The sequence below is a fragment of the Haladaptatus ordinarius genome, from assembly GCF_054177595.1.
Genome location: NZ_JBPEHH010000074.1, coordinates 1 through 20,135, shown reverse-complemented (window position 1 = coordinate 20,135; position 20,135 = coordinate 1). Strand labels below are relative to the sequence as shown.

The 20,135-nt window shown below is 52.7% G+C and carries 15 protein-coding genes and 3 pseudogenes; 5 read left to right on the top strand and 13 right to left on the bottom strand.

All coding sequences use genetic code 11. The features are described from left to right. Window positions 1-101 precede the first annotated feature (101 nt). From ACR3FF_RS20050 to ACR3FF_RS20040, 3 genes are all read right to left on the bottom strand, one after another. Window positions 102-1,157, bottom strand: coding sequence for an MBL fold metallo-hydrolase (locus ACR3FF_RS20050; RefSeq protein ID WP_458189893.1), 1,056 nt, complete (start codon window positions 1,155-1,157; stop codon window positions 102-104). A 9-nt stretch (window positions 1,158-1,166) separates the two neighbouring features. Beyond that, complete coding sequence (locus ACR3FF_RS20045; protein ID WP_458189892.1) at window positions 1,167-1,337, bottom strand: hypothetical protein; 171 nt, start codon at window positions 1,335-1,337, stop codon at window positions 1,167-1,169. Window positions 1,338-1,483: 146 nt separating this feature from the next. After that, complete coding sequence (locus ACR3FF_RS20040; protein ID WP_458189891.1) at window positions 1,484-1,690, bottom strand: hypothetical protein; 207 nt, start codon at window positions 1,688-1,690, stop codon at window positions 1,484-1,486. Window positions 1,691-1,773: 83 nt separating this feature from the next. Between ACR3FF_RS20040 and ACR3FF_RS20035 the strand changes: the two genes are divergently transcribed. After that, window positions 1,774-1,908 (top strand): DUF7503 family protein, encoded by a 135-nt coding sequence (locus ACR3FF_RS20035; RefSeq protein ID WP_458189890.1) that lies wholly within the window; start codon window positions 1,774-1,776, stop codon window positions 1,906-1,908. 4 nt (window positions 1,909-1,912) lie between these two features. Here ACR3FF_RS20035 and ACR3FF_RS20030 read toward each other — a convergent pair whose 3' ends face one another. From ACR3FF_RS20030 to ACR3FF_RS20020, 3 genes are all read right to left on the bottom strand, one after another. Next, window positions 1,913-3,991 carry a hypothetical protein gene (locus ACR3FF_RS20030; RefSeq protein WP_458189889.1) on the bottom strand — a complete coding sequence of 693 codons (2,079 nt, stop codon included), beginning with the start codon at window positions 3,989-3,991 and terminating at the stop codon, window positions 1,913-1,915. A gap of 25 nt (window positions 3,992-4,016) precedes the next feature. Then, complete coding sequence (locus tag ACR3FF_RS20025) at window positions 4,017-4,706, bottom strand: DUF7504 family protein (protein ID WP_458189888.1); 690 nt, start codon at window positions 4,704-4,706, stop codon at window positions 4,017-4,019. 107 nt (window positions 4,707-4,813) lie between these two features. Next, window positions 4,814-5,704, bottom strand: coding sequence for an undecaprenyl-diphosphate phosphatase (locus ACR3FF_RS20020; RefSeq protein WP_458189887.1), 891 nt, complete (start codon window positions 5,702-5,704; stop codon window positions 4,814-4,816). A 438-nt stretch (window positions 5,705-6,142) separates the two neighbouring features. On the opposite strand from ACR3FF_RS20020, the gene ACR3FF_RS20015 reads away from it, so the two are divergent. Together ACR3FF_RS20015 and ACR3FF_RS20010 are read left to right on the top strand one after the other, a co-directional pair. Then, on the top strand, window positions 6,143-7,591 hold the full coding sequence (locus ACR3FF_RS20015) for a sugar transferase (RefSeq protein ID WP_458189886.1): 1,449 nt from the start codon (window positions 6,143-6,145) through the stop codon (window positions 7,589-7,591). A 462-nt stretch (window positions 7,592-8,053) separates the two neighbouring features. Further along, window positions 8,054-8,968, top strand: a complete 915-nt coding sequence (locus ACR3FF_RS20010; protein WP_458189885.1) for an NAD-dependent epimerase/dehydratase family protein — start codon at window positions 8,054-8,056, stop codon at window positions 8,966-8,968. Between the two features lie 15 nt (window positions 8,969-8,983). Here the strand turns inward: ACR3FF_RS20010 and ACR3FF_RS20005 are convergent, their stop codons facing one another. The 4 genes and pseudogenes from ACR3FF_RS20005 to ACR3FF_RS19990 form a co-directional block, all read right to left on the bottom strand. Then, a complete protein-coding gene (locus ACR3FF_RS20005) occupies window positions 8,984-10,135 on the bottom strand; it encodes a glycosyltransferase family 2 protein (protein WP_458189884.1) in 1,152 nt (383 codons plus the stop codon). 52 nt (window positions 10,136-10,187) lie between these two features. Further along, the gene (locus tag ACR3FF_RS20000) at window positions 10,188-11,330 is read right to left on the bottom strand and encodes a glycosyltransferase family 4 protein (protein ID WP_458189883.1); all 1,143 of its coding nucleotides are present in this window, start codon (window positions 11,328-11,330) and stop codon (window positions 10,188-10,190) included. A gap of 77 nt (window positions 11,331-11,407) precedes the next feature. Continuing rightward, a complete protein-coding gene (locus ACR3FF_RS19995; protein WP_458189882.1) occupies window positions 11,408-12,565 on the bottom strand; it encodes a glycosyltransferase family 4 protein in 1,158 nt (385 codons plus the stop codon). A gap of 231 nt (window positions 12,566-12,796) precedes the next feature. Continuing rightward, a pseudogene (locus tag ACR3FF_RS19990) lies at window positions 12,797-13,620 on the bottom strand (IS5 family transposase). Window positions 13,621-13,821: 201 nt separating this feature from the next. Between ACR3FF_RS19990 and ACR3FF_RS19985 the strand changes: the two are divergent. After that, window positions 13,822-15,135 (top strand): sulfatase-like hydrolase/transferase, encoded by a 1,314-nt coding sequence (locus tag ACR3FF_RS19985; protein WP_458189881.1) that lies wholly within the window; start codon window positions 13,822-13,824, stop codon window positions 15,133-15,135. Window positions 15,136-15,686: 551 nt separating this feature from the next. On the opposite strand, the pseudogene ACR3FF_RS19980 reads toward ACR3FF_RS19985, so the two are convergent. The 3 genes and pseudogenes from ACR3FF_RS19980 to ACR3FF_RS19970 form a co-directional block, all read right to left on the bottom strand. Next, window positions 15,687-16,655: pseudogene (locus ACR3FF_RS19980) on the bottom strand (transposase). A 70-nt stretch (window positions 16,656-16,725) separates the two neighbouring features. Beyond that, window positions 16,726-18,099, bottom strand: a complete 1,374-nt coding sequence (locus ACR3FF_RS19975) for a hypothetical protein (RefSeq protein ID WP_458189880.1) — start codon at window positions 18,097-18,099, stop codon at window positions 16,726-16,728. 207 nt (window positions 18,100-18,306) lie between these two features. Next, window positions 18,307-18,920: pseudogene (locus ACR3FF_RS19970) on the bottom strand (ISH3 family transposase); the annotation flags it as partial. A 124-nt stretch (window positions 18,921-19,044) separates the two neighbouring features. On the opposite strand from ACR3FF_RS19970, the gene ACR3FF_RS19965 reads away from it, so the two are divergent. Next, window positions 19,045-19,977 carry an alkaline phosphatase family protein gene (locus tag ACR3FF_RS19965; protein ID WP_458189879.1) on the top strand — a complete coding sequence of 311 codons (933 nt, stop codon included), beginning with the start codon at window positions 19,045-19,047 and terminating at the stop codon, window positions 19,975-19,977. The last annotated feature ends 158 nt before the right edge of the window (window positions 19,978-20,135 follow it).

Below are 20,135 nucleotides of genomic sequence, written 5' to 3'. Positions count from 1 at the left end.
CATGATTCTTGATGAGGAGCGAGAGTCGTGCACTGACTTCTCCTCCTCATTCCTCTCGAAAAGTAGCCTCGATAAGCCGTCACTGTCACGCGGTTCTCGTCTTAGCTAAAGACGGATGCAGGCATCACTTGGCCGTTGATTTCTGCGCGTCCACGCTCAAGCAGATTCCGACCGGGCGTTCCCTCGACTTGGTAACCAGTCATCGTGATTTTATTCGTCGGGTTCGCGCAAATCTGCGGAATGTAGGTCATCGCTGGCCCACCACTCAGCATCCCCGAGGTCGTCACGATGGCCGTGTTCTGGTCGGCGATGCGCTTTCGCTGTCCGTCTCGCCCAGTGACGAAGCGGGCGTGGGATTTCGCTCTCTGGAGTGCGTCCGCGTCGCGGACGAAGCCCGGATACCGACCGAGGAAGCGAGTCACCTCCGTGCCCATTCCATCCACGTAACACGGGATGTCGTACTGCTCGCAGAGCAACAACATCTCCTGCGTGCGCCCGATGGCGAACGCCGGGACGACCACCGTGCCACCTTCCCAGAGGGTCGTCCGCAGGCTCTCGGCGAATCGCGCTTCGATGGCGCCTCTGTCGTCGTGTGTCACGTCGCTGTACGTGCTCTCGGAGATGACTACGTCCGCGTCGGGACGGGCGGTCGTGCCAGAGACGATCTGCTGGTCGTCGGTGTGGAAATCGGCGGTGTAGAGCAAGCGCGTCTCGCCGTCGTCCACGAGGACGTGGGCACTGCCGGGGATGTGTCCAGCGTTGAAGAAAGTCACCTCGTGGCCGGCGGCCTCGAACGACTCGCGGTAGCCGTGGGTCTGGGAGACCTGCGTGACGCGGCGAATCTCCTCTTCCGTGAACGGACAGTCGTAGCTCCCGCCGTGCAGTTTGAGCGTATCCCGCGCGAGTAACAATGCCAGTTCGCTGGTCGGGGGCGTCCAGTAGATGGGCGGGCGAGCGTCGCCCGAGAGGAGCGAGGGAACCGCCCCGGCGTGGTCAAGGTGCCCGTGCGAGACGACGACCGCCTCGGGGTCGACGTTGCCGACCGGAAATCGGGGTGGATTCCCGGTCTCCATCCCGTAGTCCAGCAGGAGGGCGTCGTTCACGAGGATGGCACTCCGGCCAATCTCGCGTGCGCCGCCGAGGAACTCGATTTTCATTGCAGGATGCTACTCACCGGACACCTTTTCGTCCGTTGGTTCGGGGTTCCCGGCCGAGTTGCTCGTGAGTGGTGCCCGGACGATGGGGAGATTCGACCGCGACGGTGGAACCTTCGTCCGGTACAGGTCGGTGACCTGTACTGGTGACGCACACATGTCAGAGATACCACTGTCTGTCACGGTCGTCTCTCCCCGTCAGTGGCTACGACAACCTCCACTCGAATGAATGTTGGTTTGTTGACTATTGGAGAGGACGATGGTGACGGCCAAAAGCAAGGTATTTGTTTTTTCACCACCGTCATACCAATCAACGCGATGTGCGCACATTACTTTCCTCTCGCTCTCTCAAGGTCTTCGGTTTCGAGGCCCGGACCGACCTGTTCGCCGTCCTCGCCGAGCAGCACAGTGACTGGCTCACCGCCGCCGAACTCCACTACGCGCTCGAATCGAAACTCGCTACTACCGACACCCTCCTTCCAGGTGTTCTCGACGGGCTCACGGAGTGAAAAGTCGCCGCCGTCGGATTTTGTCATGCAATAGCGGGTTTGTTTCTATCTTGCAATAGTAATATCATTTAAGAAAATATTACATTATGATGGATTAAACGAGTACTTGTATGGCAGAGAACTCCGCACAAGCGTACTTGGCAGAGAACCCACGAATGATCGGCGTTCTATTTACCATCTGTCTCCTGATGATGCAGGCCGGAAATGCGGCGGCGGCGTCGTCTAGTCAAGTGAACGGACCGTGAACTATCAGAGATTAGACGCGGAAAGTTCGTCACTCCAGTAGAGCTTGCCATCGGTTTTTACGGGTAATAGTTCCAAATCCAAAACGGTATCAAGTTCTTCTCTAGTCAGCTGAAATTCCGTCATTGGGTCAGAAAGCAGGTAGCGTATCGAGGGATCACCAATCTCGGATGTGCCGAACGACCCGAGACCGTAGACCGAAGCAGGAAACGCGCAGTGTTCGAGAATGAACTCATCACCATCTCGTTCGACTCGATACATCATCGGGGCTCCGCTATCTCCCTCACACAGCGTCAACCCACCGTCACCGATGGTGATGTACTCGGTACCGACGACGACTTCGTCTTTCGCGATGGAGAGCGCCGCACGGAGTGAGAATCCCGAGTTCAAGAGGCGAGCGAGTGCGCGGCCGACTTTCGTCGCGGAGGAGTTGATGACCTCCGCCAGCGTCACGACGCCGCCGCGACTCCCCTTTTCGATGAGCGTCGCACCCTGCTCGTAGGAGTGGCAGGCGTTCAATAAGAACGCGTCGACGTTCACGTCGCCGAGCGAGCGTGCGTCGAAATAGCCGTCGGCACACCGGAATCCGTCTTCGTCGACGTGACCGATATAGTGGATGAAATCGGCGTCGGCTTCGAACAGCGCGGCCAGGTCGGCCGTCGTCGTCTCCTCGTGTATCGACACGTCGAAGGTGATGAGATCACGGAGGCCGTAGAACTGACCGACGACGTTCTCCTCGGCCATCTCGTGGTCGTTGCAGACGACATGAATTTTCAGCGCCGAGTCGTCGGGTGGAGTTCGTTCGACCTCCCGACGGAGCGATTCCAGCGTAACTTTGTTGGCACCGATTGGATACCCGTTTCCGACCCACGCGTGTTCGATGGTGTCCGCCGACTCGATCTGGAAAATCTCGTCGTCGTCCCACGCCCACGATTCGCTCGTACTGCGAGTGAAATCGCCAGCGGTGAGGGCCGAGCGCGTGAACTCGTCGAAAATATCCGGTGTCGGCTCTGGGGTGTGTCGCGCCGGGTCCCGGGGCGTCCGCAGGAGCGACAACTCGTCGGCGAAGTACGGGAGCGCAGGAAGATTCTCGACGGTCGGGACGACGTCGGTCGTCAGGTGCCAGTCCAGAACGTACGGGTCGAGCGTCTCGAACGGTACCGAAAGGTACGCCTCCAGTTGTTCGGGGAGCGGTCTGCCGTACAGATCGGCGAAATCGAGATCCACGAGCGGTTCGACCTGCGTGCGCTCGTGGAGTTCGACCTCGTAGTAGCCCTCGGTACGGGTGAGACAGTCGAGGAAGAACACCTGCTGGAGCACGCGATTGACCGTCGTCTCGTATCCATTCGACCCGTCGAGTGGATATTCGAACCCGTTCGCGACGAGTCTGGGGCCAGCCCCGGCGACGAGTTCCGCACCGAGATAGTACGCGACCGACGCTGTCGGGTAGACGTACTTCCGTTCGGGTGGAAGCACGAGTTTCACGCCCGTCTTCGGTCGTTCGATGCCGCCTGGAACGGTGAACTCGTTACCACGCTCGATGAGCGGGGGGTGGCCACGGAGCGTGGGAAACGACCGCTCGCAGGTGGTCGTTTTCAACGCCGACCCGAGCAGCGAGAGTGCGCGCATCGCATCGTCGATGTCGTCGGTGACGGTTATCGTTCCGACCGGGCGCTCGTGGAACGACCGCGCGCCGATTCGAACCGGACGGAAGCCGTCGAATCGAACCGTAACGGACGTCTCGCCGGGACACAGTTCGAGTGCCCCTTCGACGGCGATGTAGAGTTTCATCGGCGTGCTGCTGAGTTCGAGCAGGTATGCTCCGCTGGAGAGCGTCTGGTTGCCGCTCGTCGTCGCGTCGGTAACCATCGTACCGTCCTGTGTTCTGACGATCGTCGAGACGAGTTTCGGAATCTCGATGACCGCAGCGTCGAACTGAACCGCGGTATCGACAGGGAAGTAGAAATCGGCCGTCGTCGTCGACTTCAGCGTGATGGATTCGGAGGTGTAGAGTTCGAACCGGGCGTTCTCGATAGGGTCGAAGATGGCGAGTCCCGGACGCCGGTCGAGTGTGTCGAACTCCATTGCTCGTCCTCTTTTTCTGTCGGACCTATAATTCTACCCACACCGTCGTTACGTCGAGTTCGGGTGCGTGCCAGCGCTGTTCGGGCTTCAACCCCGGTCGCTTCCTGAGTTCGATACGCGCGTCGAACAGTGGGTCGAGCTCGTCTACGACGTCGGCGTCGTCGGAAACGCGGAGGTGATAGTGTGCCATCCCGTGAACGCCACGGACGGTAGCGGTGAGCGTTCGCAGCGCCTGCTTGGTTGCCGCCATCTCACGTTGGACGAACGGGAACAGAGAATCAACGCCGACACGCAACTCTGCGGGTTCCAGTCCACCATCACGCTCTTCGAAGAAGCTAATCGCGGTCTGAATCTCGTCGCGGAGTTGATGGATGTCGTTTGTCTGCGGCGGGTCGAGATGGGACGTCACTGTCGTCGCCGCAGCAGGAACCGACCGTTCTCCGTGTCGCTGGTCGATGAGCCACGTCGTCGAATCCTCGACCGACGCGTAGTCCGGGAGGCGCGTTTCGGGGTCGTGAATCGTCCGGTCGATGAGTGCCAGGATGCGATATCTGCGGTGAGCACGCCCGAAGAGGGTTTGCGCGGCCCGAGCCGACACGGTATCCGGAACGTTTCCGGTGACGAGGATATTGCTCCCGCACTGTTTCAGCTTTCGAAGCCAGAGTTGGAAGGTAGCGCAGTCGCCGTCTCCGCGAAACCGGAGCGCTGCAGTCATATGTTATGTGATTACGGTGTTGTAAATAAATATGCTGGAATATTCGGGACATTATAGTCGGGGGGTCGAAAGCTTCGCCAGGGACGAAACCGGTGTCGTGATACGAATCAGACGACCAGCAGGGCAACCCCGCCGACTACCGCCAACGAACCGAGACCGACGCAGACAGCCCAGAAAGAGACGCGCTCGACGACCCGCATCAGTGCATCAATCGTCAAGTACCCCACGAATGCACTGGCTGCGAGTGCTACGAGCGCCGAGTCGGGTTCGACGGCCGGAAGCCCGCCGGTCTCCAAGACGACCAGTACACCCGCCCCGGCGGCGGCAGGGATGCTGAGGAGAAACGACAGTCGGAACGCGTTCGGGCCGTCGTGTCCGCGAAAGAGGAGTGCACTTGCGGTCGTCCCAGAACGCGAGACGCCGGGGAGGATGGCCAACCCCTGCATCGCCCCGACGAGCACGGCGTCGACGAGGTCGGGGGAGTCGCGGCCACCCATGTCGAGACTATCGACCGTCCGGAGGAGGACGCCGGTGCCGATCAGCAACACGCCGATGAGCGCGACGAACCCGCCACCGGCGAGTTCCGTGACGACCGCATCGAGCGTGAAATACGCGAGGAGACCGACGACGCTCGAGGCCACAGTGGCGACGGCGAGGAACGTGAGATCGGCGCGGTCGCCCTCGAAGGCCGAGGCGGGTCGCCAGTGCGGTAGTTCCCGGAGAATTCCGACAACCCCACGCTCGCGGATGCCGTGAATGAAGGGCCGCCAGTTCGGGAGTTCTCGGAGGAGGGCCCCGAGTTCCCCCCGGTAGTATCCCGCTGCTGCGATGGCGGTTCCGGCGTGCAAGAACAGCGAGAATCGCAGCGCCGCCTCGGGGGCGGTTCCGGCGGCGGTCAGAAAGAGGGTAATGTTCCCTTCGCTGGAGATGGGAAGCCACTCGAAGACACCTTGGAGGATTCCAGCGAGGAGCGCGATGAGGAGGGTGCGGTCGGCCATGTCAAAGCGGGGTCGTGCGGGGCAGAAAGGTGATTCGGTTTTCCAGTCCTCTTGTTAGCGAATCGTCTTCTCGGTGCAATGCAGTGCTTCCTTCATTATTTCCATAATTTTCTCGCGCGATTATAGAAGAAAGCCAGCGACTGAAGCCGAGGGAGTAGTTACTATTGTACTAGCATTACTGAATCGTTCGTTGTGCATTCTTTTATGAAAGATAATGCATTTTGCATTGTGAAGCGAATTATACTATGTATCCATTTTGGGAGATCGTTCTGTGAGCGTGAGACGAAATCTGTGTGACTACATTGTGACGTACACTACCAGTTGTTCGATCGACAATAGAGATAGTAGTTTATTCTGCATTTTGAAGGCTATTTCAGTACAGTTATTAATATTAACGAGGCATAGCATTTATGAAGTCTACTCTCCCTTACTCAGCTAATGGCCTCTGGTCTCCGTTATCGACTGGCGAGTATCGGCGGTACGACCTTGACCGCCATGCTCGTCGTCGTAATCGCGAACCTCTCCACCGTTCAGCAGTCAGTCACGACACTTGTTCCTGTGGTCAGCCAGCTTCCAGGGCAGGTACTTACCGGAGAGCGCTTTATGCTCACGACGCTGATTACTGCGACGGTCGTGACTGCCAGCCTCGTACCGATATACAAGCCACGGCCGCGGCGCATCCTTGACACCATTTTCCTCACAGAAAAACGGGTGTTGGTAGCGTGTTTCGCGCTTGCGACCATCGGCTACTTCGATTACAGCTACCGCCTGCCGCGTTCGACACTCATCGTCGTCACGGCGCTATTGGGTCTCGGCCTTCCACTCCTGTTCATCGTGATTCGCCGGCAACCGATTGACGAGCACGCGCGTGCCGTCGTCGTCGGCGACGATATCGAGGCTATCGACTCCGTTCTCGAAACCACCACCATCCCGGTGCTGGGGTACGTCTCGCCGCCGATCGGACGCGGAATCAAATCGGAGCATGGAACCCCCCTCGTCGCCGACGGATGGGGCGAGCAACCGCTGTCCGGGGCCCACCGACTTGGCGGTCTCTCCCGGCTAGAGGAAGTGCTGCTCGAAAACGACATCGATACCGCGATTCTCGCCTTCTCGACCACCGATCGAGCTGAGTTCTTCGGTGCGCTCGACACCTGCCACAAGCACGGTGTGACTGCGCAGGCTCCAAGTCGACATATCGATAGCGTCCTCACCAAAACGGAAGCAACGGCGGACGACAAACTCGTCGAAATCGCATTAGAACCATGGGATTGGCAGGATTATCTCTTCAAGCGGACGTTCGACGTACTGTTCGCAACAGTCAGCCTCCTCGCGCTTGCCCCGCTTCTCGGCGGCATCGCACTGGCTATCAAACTCGATAGTCCTGGTCCTGTCTTCTACAGCCAGGCCCGGACTGCAGAGTTCGGTGGGACATTCCAAGTGTACAAATTCCGGAGTATGGTTACGGATGCAGAAGCCGAAACTGGAGCGAAGGTGAGCGAGGAAGACAAGGGTGAAGTTGACCCACGCGTGACGCGCGTCGGCCGGATTCTCAGGCGAACCCACTTGGACGAAATACCGCAGCTGTGGTCTATCCTCATGGGAGACATGAGCGTTGTCGGACCACGTCCAGAGCGACCAGAACTGGATTCTGACATCGAAACTGGTGTCGTCGAGTGGCGAAAGCGTTGGTTCATCAAGCCCGGCCTGACCGGCCTCGCCCAAATTAGTGACGCGACCGGCCACGAACCGGCCAAAAAACTGCGGTACGACATCGAGTATATCCGCCGACAATCGTTCTGGTTCGACATCCAGATCGTGACAAGACAAATCTGGCAAGTAGTGCGGGACATCGGGTATCTCATCCACGATGAAGACAACGTGGAGTAAAGACCCCATTTAGCTTGCTAAATTTTTGTAATTTTTCTACAAATATAATATTTGAAAAATAGTACACTGCTCAAGAAAGAGAATGTACTAGACGAATAGACGTAGATCGGTTGAAATCGATGTGTTCTGTCCGTTGCCGGCTCTCGAAACAATCGTTTCAGAAGGCATCTTTAAGAATCCGATCTACTGAAAATGAATCGTTCAGCGACATGTTGTTAATACCAATTGCATTCGTAACAACTAGCCGTCTCCATAGTTCTCATTTCAAGATTTCCTGAGGCTGTTGACGAGTGTATTTATCGTGAGAAAACGGAGTTAATCGACGATTGGGTCATCGAACCTGATCGCATTCAAGGCCGAATGCGAGAGTGGTCACTATCATGAGTTCGAGAGATTGTAACACACCCAACTATTCCGCCAGTAGAAACAGATTTAATCGAGGGCTCTCCACAAGAGAGACGAATGGTACAAACACCAGTCGCCCAAACTATCCTTGTCACTGGCGGAGCGGGATTCGTCGGAAGTCATCTCGTCGATGTACTCATCCCGGATAACGAGGTTCGAATCCTCGACAACTTTACTACCGGGAAACGTTCAAACGTGAACGAAAACGCGACGGTGATCGAAGGGGATATTTGTGATTCCGATACCCTAGACCGTGCAACGGCGAACGTAGATCTGATTTTTCACGAGGCAGGTGTCGTAAGTGTGGAAAAATCCGTCGAAGATCCAGTGCGCTCGAACGAAGTCAATCTGGATGCGACGCTCGCACTCTTAGAGAGAGCACGGAACCTCGACGCTCGCGTCGTCTTGGCGTCGAGCTGTGCGATTTACGGACAGCCGACTGACGTTCCGATTTCGGAGGACGAACCGTTTTCTCCCTCGTCTCCGTATGGGTTACAGAAATCCGCGCTTGACCACTACGCCCACCTCTATGAGGAACTGTACGGACTAGAGACGGTCGCTCTCAGGTACTTCAACATCTATGGCCCTCGGCAATCGAGCGGCGATTACAGTGGCGTTATCAGCATCTTCAAACGCCAAGCAACGAACGACGAACCGATCACTGTCGACGGCGATGGAAAGCAGACGCGCGATTTCGTCCACATCGACGACGTCGTGCGGGCTAATTTGCTGGCAGCAACGACCGACCACGTTGGAGAAGCATACAACGTCGGTACTGGTGAGAGCGTTACGATAAACGAATTAGCCGAGACGATTCGTGATGTCTCCGGGTCGTCGTCGGAGATCGTCCATACGGATCCCCGCCCGGGGGACATCCAAGAAAGCGAAGCAGACATCTCAAAAGCAAGGAAAAAGCTTGGTTATGAGCCGACTATCTCATTGCACGAAGGTTTGCAATCTATCATCAATTGATCCCGTCGGACGTTCTTAACTGACGTCTCTGGTAGACGTCCAGATATCGATAGAAGCACCTGATAAGAACCGCACAAATCCGGATGCGAAAGCAAGGTTCATACTGAGGAAATATGCTGGGATTCCAAACAGTGTTGACGACCGCGCGCGCGGACTCATCATTCCTACTACTGCTGCGATATAGCACGCAAGTTGTCCGACCAGTAGTGTAGTCACGAGCAAAGACGGCACAAGCAATGCAAGCACAGCGTTCGACAGAAAGACAAGCAGTAACACTGCAGGTAAACACCATCTGAGAACTTTGTGTGAGAAAAACTCGAATGCGATCAACCCGTGTCGAGGGGAGAGTAGCGTTCGATACCATACGAGAGACTGGTAGTTTCCGGCTCCGATCCTGATCCGTCGTTTGTATTCCTGCCAGAGATCCCCTGTTGTCTGTTCGGTCGCTTTTGCTGAATCAACAAAAACGATCCGACGACCGCTTATTGCCTGCTGTAGTACAACGATAAAATCGTCTGTGAGTGCTGCTTCCGGAATCTGATCGAAATCCTTCTGTCGTAGCGCGAGCATGCCACCATTGGCGCTCACCGTCGTTCCTAGCTTTGATTCGAGTTTTCGGATTCCCAATTCGTACTTCCAATAAGAACTCTCGGTACTCTTCCCCTCAGCATCTACCAACCGAAGTGACCCTGTTGTCAATCCCACAGTGTCGTCGGCGAGTGGGGCGATCAATTCGGTTATCGCGTTGGAGTCGTACATTGTGTTTGCATCGGAAAACACGAGTACGTCTCCGGTTGCTTTGGCAACCGCTCGGTTGAGGGCGTAACTCTTTCCTCGTCGTTCTTCTAACGAGAGGAGTCGCGTTCGAGATCCAGCGTATTGCTCGACGAGAGCGTCCGTCGTATCAGTTGAATCCGAGACAACGATGCAATCGAATCGACCGTCGTACTCGATGGCCCGTGTGTTCTCGAGCTTTTCCTTCATAATCGCTTCTTCGTTGTGAGCAGCGACGATCATCGTGACCGATGGACGGAAGCCTGAGTAACTCTCCTCATCCTGTTGCATGATTTTCGATAACATGAGAAGGGCGAGCGGATACCCGACGTAAGTGTATAGTATTGTTGATAAGCCGATTATAAAAACGAGTGTCACCAGAAGAGCGATCATCGTTCGACAGTTATCGAGAGGGGAAATAAGAGTTGGCGATAGTGATTTCGATTCAGAACATCGAATCCCAGGTTTCCGCAATCTTTTTTGCCGTCTGTTGCCACGAGAATTCGGTTGCTCGTTCGTACCCGAGTTCTCGATACTCGTCTCGTGCGTGCTCGTTTGTCCACAGTTCGCTGATTTCTTGGCTGATTGAGGATACGTCCTGGGGATCGACCGTTACTGCCGCATCACCGACCACTTCCGGGAGCGACGAGGTGTTCGATGTAATGACGGGCGTGCCGGACTGTATCGCCTCCAAGACAGGGAGACCAAATCCCTCATAGAGAGATGGAAATACGAAAATGCGGGCCATATTATAGAGCAGTGGGAGATCTTCTTCCGCGACATAGCCGGTAAACGTGATCTGATCCTTGAAGCGACACTGTTGGTATGCCGTTTTAAACGTTTCATCCGCGAGTTGCTCTTTACCAACGATTACGAGTGGGGGTCGCTCCTCCTCGTTTAGCAAGGATAGCGCTTCGATAACCGTTACTAGATTTTTCCGTGGTTCGATGTTTCCGACATAGAGGAGAAACTGGTCGGGTAAATCGTATTCTTCTCGTAATCGTTCACGTGTATTCGACGAGAGTTCGCGCGGTCGATAGCGCTCGTTGGCTGCACCCGGTGCTACCGAGATTCTTTCGGGTTGCACATCGCGGTATTTCTGGAGGTCCTGTTCCGAGTGGCTTGAGACAGTAATGATCTGATCTGCCTTCTTGACTGCTCTGCCGAGAAACGCTTGAAGGTAGAGACGATACAACCGTGGGTGTGCATCCGGATAAGTTCGATGAATCATATCATGGACGATGATCGCACTCGGTCCATCGAACAAAATGGGCTGAACAAAGTTCGGTCCGAAGAACGCGCCTATCCGGTCTTCTTTTAGCGCCCTTAGCAAGGTTACGTTCACCCACCAAGCTGGTGCAGCAGGCCCAAGCAGATCGTCTACGAATCTGGGAGAGCGTATCGGTCGCCAAATGAGCGTGGTGCTCTCTGGGGTTTCGATCGATGCAGGGGATTCGTTCGCGCGGTCGTCGTAATATGCGTAAAGCGTATGCCCCGCGAAGGCACCCGACTCGATGATATTCGCAAGATAGTTGCCAACTCCCGAGATATTTCCAACTAACGTTCGTGCGTCGAGACCGATCTTCATCAGTTTCCTTTTTCTAATCTGGTTCTATAATAGATTCCGCCTTCAAATCGAAAAGTCAGTAGTTCCTATAGTATGAACTACTCCACCTTGATCGCGCGTGAGGATGTCTCGTCGAGTTTCTCTTCTACGACGGCTCGAATCTCCGTTCGAAAACGATTCCGACCGAATCGCTCGGTAATCGACGGGAGGTTTGTTCGAAGCTCTCGTTCGAGGTCTGGATTCGAGAGGACAGTGTCGATGTTCTCTACAGCCTCCGAAACAGTATCGTAGAGGAGGGTGGACTGATTATTGACGATTTCTCGTTGACCACCGCTATTGGGTACAAAGGGAAGGGCATCTCCAGCAACCATTTCTGCAACGACCATCCCAAAATGCTCGTTGTTCTTCCCGTGCAGTCCGTATCGGTGCGTGTTAACCAGTTGAACCAGCTCTTTACGACTAACTTCGTTCTCTATATGAATGAAGTCGTGTTTCTCAGCTCTCGCTTCTATTTGTTGTTGATAGTCTGACACATGAGGTGGTCCGATCAAGTGGAGGTGAACGTCATGACCACGTTTGTGAAGTCGAGTGATGATTTCGATGTTTCGAAGGATGTTCTTGTCGGGTGCAAAGCGACCGATCGAAACGAAGCCGTTTTCTTGTTCGTCGTGCGGAACGGGGTTGAATTCCTCCGTATCTACTGGGGGGTAGATAGTTTTCGGTCGGATATTGTACTCCTCTTCTACGAGTTCGGCCATCCAATCAGAGTTTGCAAGTGCCATCGAATCTTGGATCCGCTCTGTGGAAACACCAGCAACGAGCCGACAGAGTTCCTTATAGAAATCTCGTGAACCAGTCTGATTCCTTGCATCAAGCGCAACTTTTGGTTGGGAATAGATGGGGTGATGGAAGTAGAGAATTGGGTTGAGGTCCGTTCCTAACTCGTTAAACGTTCCGACTACGAGGTCAAACGAATGCAACGAATCCCGGATAGCACGGTTTAGAATCGCATATTTTAGAAGACCTAATCGGTGACCTATCGTCTCGTTCAATAATGTATTCCATGTGGGAACCCGAACAGTTATATCCCCAACATCTGCGTTATAGTAGGGATTCAGTTCCTCGAAATCCGGTGTCTGTGTGGTAAACAGGGTGACGTCGTAACGTTCTTGCAGTGCCTCTAATACATTCATACAAACAGCTTCCGCACCGCCCTTTACCGAAAAATCTGGGTGGATTACTGCGATAGTAGTCATGTAAATTACGTACCCTTCTGGAACTGTAAGTAGTTCCTGTTTTCGTGGTCATGATCATCAGACTTGCGATCACGTATTTTATAATATTTAATTTATAAGTTGTAAATAATGCAATCGCCGTCTTCGATCCTGACGACGGGGCTTTATTTGGTCGTATGGTAGCATCAGGTCGCCAATTTACAGCATTATTAAATCGATTGTCTTTAGTGAATCGCCATACGGCATTTGATTTCACTGCGTCGCGGCACGCTTGATGTTGTGAACGACACATTTCACGACGAGTTCACGAAATTCTCAGTACCACGTTCGCACACGCACGGCAACGCCTTGCGTGCGTTTGATCGACGAAAAGACGGTCTCACACATCGATCGTTGGCGGTAGCGAGGTCCATTGACCCGCGCGTTATGCACGTGGTCAATGGCTTGGAAGTTGCGATGTTTAATCAGCGGTCTCACGTCTTCTTTCCTCGACTTCTCGCGTAATCGCATCCAATCGTATCCTTTGTCGGCGGCGAGGTTCTGCAGGTCACCTGCGTTGCGGCAGGCGACCTGCCAGCCGGGCTGTGTGTCGTGTGTTTTCTCGGGCGTACAATGCACGTCAAGAACAGCTTGCGTTTGAGTATCGACGAGAGCCGTCGCTTTGAGTGTTTGAACGCGGTAATTCGTGCGGCAGCAGTAGTGCTTGCTGGCGTTTTCGCGGTCGAAAAACGTGACATCGATGGCAGCGTGACCTGAGGGATTGTGCAGCTGCGCCGACAGACGCAGCACTCGCTAGATCTTCATCTTGAATCTATCAAACGCTTTGACTAACGTCGAGTGGTTTGGGAGATCGGCCTCGAAGAGGGCGATCTTCCCCGGAATATGCGGCATTTCGCTCAGCAGATCGAGTGCATTGCGGTACGATTCATCGAGGGAAATCCGCAGACAATGCAGCGATAGAAGGGCGTAGTCGGCGAAACCGCCACCCCCTTTGGGGCGGCGACTTCGCCTCGGTCATCAACAACATTTTTAGCCAACGTGACCGCTTTGGTTGTGAAGCGGGAGATTTTCGACATGAGCATCGGCGGTTTCCCGCTTCATCTTCCAAGTTCTAACGGTCGAAGTCGACGCTGTCTAGTGATTCACCAGATCCAATCGATTATGTTCTAGACTGCTTTAATCCTGCTAAAGTATATAGCGAAGCATCCTCTAGAGAAGATGGAAAACTAAACAGTGGATGAGTGATTAGAATTATTCAGTCGAAGTACGAGGTTAAAATGACAAATATTGCACTTGTAGTTCTTGATACTCTTCGGAAAGACGCGTTCGACAAGCATTTCGATTGGCTTCCTGGGAAACGTTTCGAACGAGCCTACTCAACGGCTAATTGGACTGTACCCGCTCACGCTTCCCTGTTTACGGGGTTTTATTCAAGTGAAGTAGGCGTTCATGCGACAAATATGTTTTTTGATGCGGACAAACCAGCAATCGCAGAACAATTACAGGAGGTTGGATATACAACTCGTGCATTCAGTGCGAACACGCACGTCTCTGGTCACTTCGACTTCGATCGGGGATTCACCCAATTCAAAACGCCTGCAAAGATTGAACAGTTAAACGACGACGATCAATTTGATTGGCTAGGCTACAATCGAAATGCAGACAGCACTGGTGTCGAGAAGTATCTTAAAGCATTATATGCGTGTCTTCGAGACGACTCTGCAACGATTCCCTCCCTGTTATCGGGGATCAATCTCCTTCGTTATGGTGGAAATCCCACTGAATATGGGGGGTCAGACGAAGCATTAGATTGGCTTCGTGACACACAATTTGGTAAACAAGAATTCCTCTTTCTCAATCTTATGGAAGCACATGAGCCATATCGCGCACCTCCTGAGTTTCAAACCGTCAAAGAACCGGAACTAACTGACTCAGTCGGAAACATTAGCATCGGTGAAGTTAATGCTCAACAAACAAAACAAGCATATGATGACTGTGCTAGGTATCTCTCCGATAATTATAAGAAAATATTCAACCATTTGAATTCAGAGTTTGATTATGTGATTACACTCGCTGACCATGGTGAACTCCTCGGTGAGCACGATTCATGGGGTCACGAATACGGTGTCTATCCAGAATTGACTCACGTACCGCTCGTTATTTCAGGAGAGGGCTTATCAGGAAGCGAATCACGTGCAGCTAGTATTTTGGATGCGCACCGTACTATCCAGACACTCGCTGATATTGAAGGGGAATCACGCGGGCGGGATCTCAGAGATGGAATGTTCTCAAAATCTTTCCTGACTGAGTACCACGGACTTACGTCTTGGAGTGAGAAAAAGTTGAACGAAAATGGGTATCAAGAGGCCGTGGAAAGGTACAATAAAAATCTCCGCGGGTATGCTCATTCGCAAGATTACTATGGGTATGAAACCCAATCGAGAATCCAAATTACTGGTGCAGAGCGGGCACCGAATATCAGCGAGAAAATACAGCAGATTTGCGACGAATTGAATATTCGTACTGTTGAAGAAAATAATGATGTACCAGACGAAGTAAAAGACAGATTAGAGGATCTTGGATACGCGTGAATTAATTCGTCCTACTGCCCCTGGATCTATCCTATTTTGTTCGTTGCGGCCGGATTTCCTATTTCTATATCAGATGTGGGAGAAAGGATTTCAATAGGGTTCATGACTCCATAAACTGTTCTTTGTTTGTTGAATCGTAGTGCCCTATTGTATAGACATCAGGATCACACGACCGGTAGACATTTTTTTCGCTCTGTTTGAACGACGGACACCTGGTGGTGAGTGTCGTGCTACGTCATTCGAACCCCGAAAGTAAGGCATTCCCACAGCGACACTGACTTCTTTCACGACTGAAAACATGGGCTTTCTCCTTGAGTTTCGGTACTTAAGGATGACGCTGTCTCCCAGTCTACTCTGTTCACTCTGCTCACCTCTGAGGAAGAGAGTTTAGCGTCATCCTTTTAGCTAATGGGTAGGACGTTTCCAAAATTGAAGACGCATCGCCACTGGTTGCAGAATGAAAATCCAGGAAATTTGTACATCAGGATTTCTTATTACCTAAAATGAAATGTATTCTTTCCTCCTTATTTGAGGCTGTTATAGAATTCTCCTCACACCGTGATGATTGTGCTTCCCGGCTTGTCTCCTCGTTCGTAGTTGGTGATGGCAACGATGAGCCGAAGTCACAGCGCAAGGAAAAACACCTGCGCTCGTTCCTGGACGCGTCCTCGGGCGCGCAGCGCCTCAAGGTCGCAATCCTTGACCGCATCTTTGGTTCGTTCGACCTGTTTCCGGCGGTTGTACGTCTCGTCTAAGATCGATTGCTTCAGCTGAACATTCGTTGCATGATGCTCAATACGGTCTTCGACTCTGTACTCAATGTCAATCGGTCGTCGGTGTTTCTCGGGTTGTACGGGGCGACTGGCACGACCCCTGCGGCCAGCAGGTGGTTGTGCCAGTCGAGCGCGTCGTAGACACTGTCACCGATCATCCAGATCGCCGTCTCCTCTGGGGCTTGCTTGCTCTCGGTGAACTCTACGGCAATGGGGATATTTGCCCCGGTTGAGACGATCGTGCAGCTGTAGCCGTAGTAGTATTCCTCAGCGATTGAGTCGTGGCATTTCGAGGCATCTAGATCGGCTGGCATCGCACGCACATCGGTTGAATCGATGCAGTAAGCCAATTCGAGCAGGCCGCCGCCCGCGGCCTGCTCAACGAGGTGGTCGAAGGTCTCGTCGACAATGTGTTCGAGGTCAGTGAGGAACCGATCGACCGCGTCTCTCGACGGCGGTCGTTCGAACCACAACTCAACCACACGACCGTGTTCTGCAGTTCTTACGTGACCGGACGAACGTCGTAGATGTCTTTGTAGCAGCAGTGGAGGAACGCTCGGAATAGGTCTGGAGGGTGATGGTCCGTGTTCGCCCCCGACGAGCGGGGGCGAACACGTCGAAGTCTTCGAGAAAGTTGAACTCAATATGCTCGAACAACGCAAGCGTCTCGGTAGCTATAAGATTGAAGAACTCGTCGAGAGAATCCTTTTCTTGCTGGGTATGAGTGCGCTGGACACAGTTTCCCAATCCTGCGTCCTTGTATGTGACACTTTCTGTTATGTTCTATTTATTCATATAATTATATTATAAACTAAAGTTAAGGAGAAATCGGTCGTAGTCGAGGGAGCACGATACGTGATACGATATAGACAGTAGCAATCGCGAGGATAGTTGGGAAGACTAAACGAAATCCCATCGAACGAATTGACCACTCGAAACTCGTCGGTAGTGCGCTAAGCACCGTAAGCAACACCAAGGGTTGGATTCCCCGCGTAAGTGGGCTATTCAAATATTTTTGAGCTTCGTGGACAACATTTAGCAAGGCGCCGTAGATTGCCCCTGCAAGAAGCGTGCCAACGAGCCCAAAATTCAGCCACATTTCAGCGACAAATAGTGCCGGGGCAGTATACGTATCCCGTGATGTGCCAAATATGATCGATTCGATTTGATTCCCCATCCGCGGTGGTGCCCACGGAACTCCGCTCGGAATTATCCACCATAGTGTACTGCCGAATTGATATGGATGGGCGCGCGGAACCTCTCGAATAACTTCCATGATTATCTCCAATCGAATGTTGCTCACAAACGGTTCAATGAGAAGCGCTAAAGAAATTTCACCAGAGGTGATGACCCGTTCAACAAACGAAAATGACAACCCGAAAACAACAAGCGCGGCCGTTGCACCAACGATTATCCTTTCAGGAATCCGTTTGGCACTGTAGAAATAGAGTATGAGGAACCCGCCAATGATAGCGATATTCATGCGTGAACGGAATGAAATAGCAACCATAAGTACGAATGGAATGAGTACAGTAATCGCCACTCTTTCGAACTTCGAAAGGGTTCGGCGTTCGATCTTCGGGCGCATTCCGACCAATGCTACGATCGTGCCTGCATAGATACCTGCTGTTGCGAAGAGTTTATATCGACCGGTATTTGGGACATTCTGAAATGCTGTCCGAGGCCGGACAGTCAAAAGCCGGATAAATCCACCGTTCACAAATACATAATAAAGGTAGGAAATCACTCCGACAACAATGGCAAGTGATCCGACCCATACAAGTCCACGACAAACATCTATTTCCGTCCCTTTTTTTGCATTTATACTGATAAATCTGCCGCCATCGCTCCGAATTGGCCGATGGTTAATAAGACGCGTAATAAGGGCGTTCGATTTCGAGTCAGAGAGTCGATAGCCAGCCACGATAGCAACATACGTAGCGGCCAGTACACAAACCGCCGCTAACAACGTTGCGTAGGCGCCGCTAGGATGCTCGAGGCGAAAGTTCCCAGTGGCGAGCAGGTACAACCCAGGTGTGAGGATGTAGTAGGTAACAATACCACCGACTAAAGCAAGTGGATGAAAGAAATCCTCTTGCATTCGCCGAAATGTGACGACCGCAACAAGTGCGACAAACGGGAATAACACGAGCGCAATAACAGGAGTGGGCCAACCGGCTGTTGGAGACATTTAGCGGGATTTCATAGAGGAGGATTATAGTACTTTTGGGGATTGGGCATTTATTTGATAACCATATCAATTATATAATAAAGATTTTGAATAATAATGAGAGAGCGACGAGAGGAGGTAGGGAATAGATACAGCGTCCCCAACAATCCGAATTCATACATTATACTACAGTAGACTTCCATCCCTGGTCTCAGTACCTCATGGACGTTGGATGACGCGACTACAGCCTTCCGAGAGTTCCTGCTTAATCGTCTTTCCCCACCGGACGATCGGCATCACGTAGGCGTGGTTATGCGCGTGAGGTAGCGTCACACACTTGTTGTCGTAGAATTCGCGGTCAAGATAGACGGCCTTGACATCAAGACGACGACACCGCCAGCGCGTAACGTTATGTTCTTCACACGCGCGTAGAGTGTGGCGTAGGCGTAAAACGCGGTGGTTCCACGCTTGTAGGCGTAAAACGCAGTGGTTCCACGCTTCGCCTCCGAGTGATAGAGTCCGTCGGTGTCGTCTTCGTCTTCATAGTAGGGCCGCAGGTGGAGATCCGAAACTACCTCCACCTGCTCGGGGAGGACCTTGAGAACGTCCTTCTGGAGGAGCGTGTTGCCAACTTGTTCGAGCGTTTCTAGGTCGAGCTTGGTGCGGAGATGGTAGAGAACCGAATTTTCGTGAGGTGCATTTTCGCTTCTCTCACAAAGCATAGAGATCGAGGCGACGTTTTCAGCGAGGGTGAGAGCAACTTCCTTGTCAAGGGAGTTGACGAGGAAGTTAAGGAGCTGGTCTTCGTGGATTTCATTGTCCGCTTGCTGGGTTTTAAACACACCTTCTGCAAGCAGACGATTCAACTAACCGGCTTTGTGATGTACTGAGTATATATTTGGCGTGTGAGGTAGAGTAGTTCACAAAGGAGAAGACTCATGTACTACGTTGGAGCAAACAGTAGTCATGGTTCCTCGTCTCCAACAACGCATAAAGAGGGCTGATCTCCCTAACAGACGGGCAATTGCACGTGAACTAGCTCGATATTGGTATGCGGCTCGTAATAATTCGGAATTTAACGATCAAGGAATCACTGTCTTCGAAGAAGATTGGGATGTCCTCATTATTCTTGATGCTTGCCGATATGATATATTTAGTGAGCAAGCAAATATGCCAGGGAAACTTCGAATGGTTGAATCGCTAGGCGCAGCAACACCGGAATGGTTAAAAGCAAATATTACTGAGCGTGATCTCACAGACACGGTTTGTGTGTCAGCAAATGGACAGTACGTTCAGTTTGCCGATCAACTGAACGCAAAATGGTACGACTTTGAGGGTGTTTTAGATGCTGAGTTGGCCGACGCGCACGGGTCACAGCTTGTCGCACCACCAGAACAAGTGACTGATAAGGCACTTACAATAGCTGAGCGGTATCCACAGAAGCGACTGGTGATCCACTATGCACAGCCACATCTTCCATATCTTGGTTCATACGGACAGCAGCACTTTGAACCAGGCATGAACCCCGAAGAATTAGCTACCGATTCAGCCGTTAGCCGAGATATGATGCTTCGGGCTTACCGTGAAAATCTAGATCTCGTTCTGCAGGCGGTCAAGCGATTATTATCGGCCAGTAATATCAGTCTAGGCCGAGTTGTTATTACTGCAGATCATGGTGAATTACTCGGGGAGCGAGTATGGCCTTTACCAGTTCAACAGTGGGGACATCCCATCGGCGTATATCATCCGAAACTAGTACAAGTTCCTTGGCTTGTCCATGATGCTGGAAAACGACGAGAGCATATCGCAGAAGAGCCAGAGGATGCCGCGAATATGGTAGATGACTATGACGAAAAAGCACTCAGTGAACACTTACAAGCGCTTGGTTATGCAGAGTAGTTTATTGCCCATTTCTCTCTAACGGGCTTTATTTGATCAGCATTCGTATTCGGTTAAGAGGCTAAATCGCAAGCCGACGGCTACCTGAACTCGTAGAGCGAAGGGGAGGTTGTATGAGACTCTCCCCGGATGCAATTACATCGCTGCTGACTTCGCTC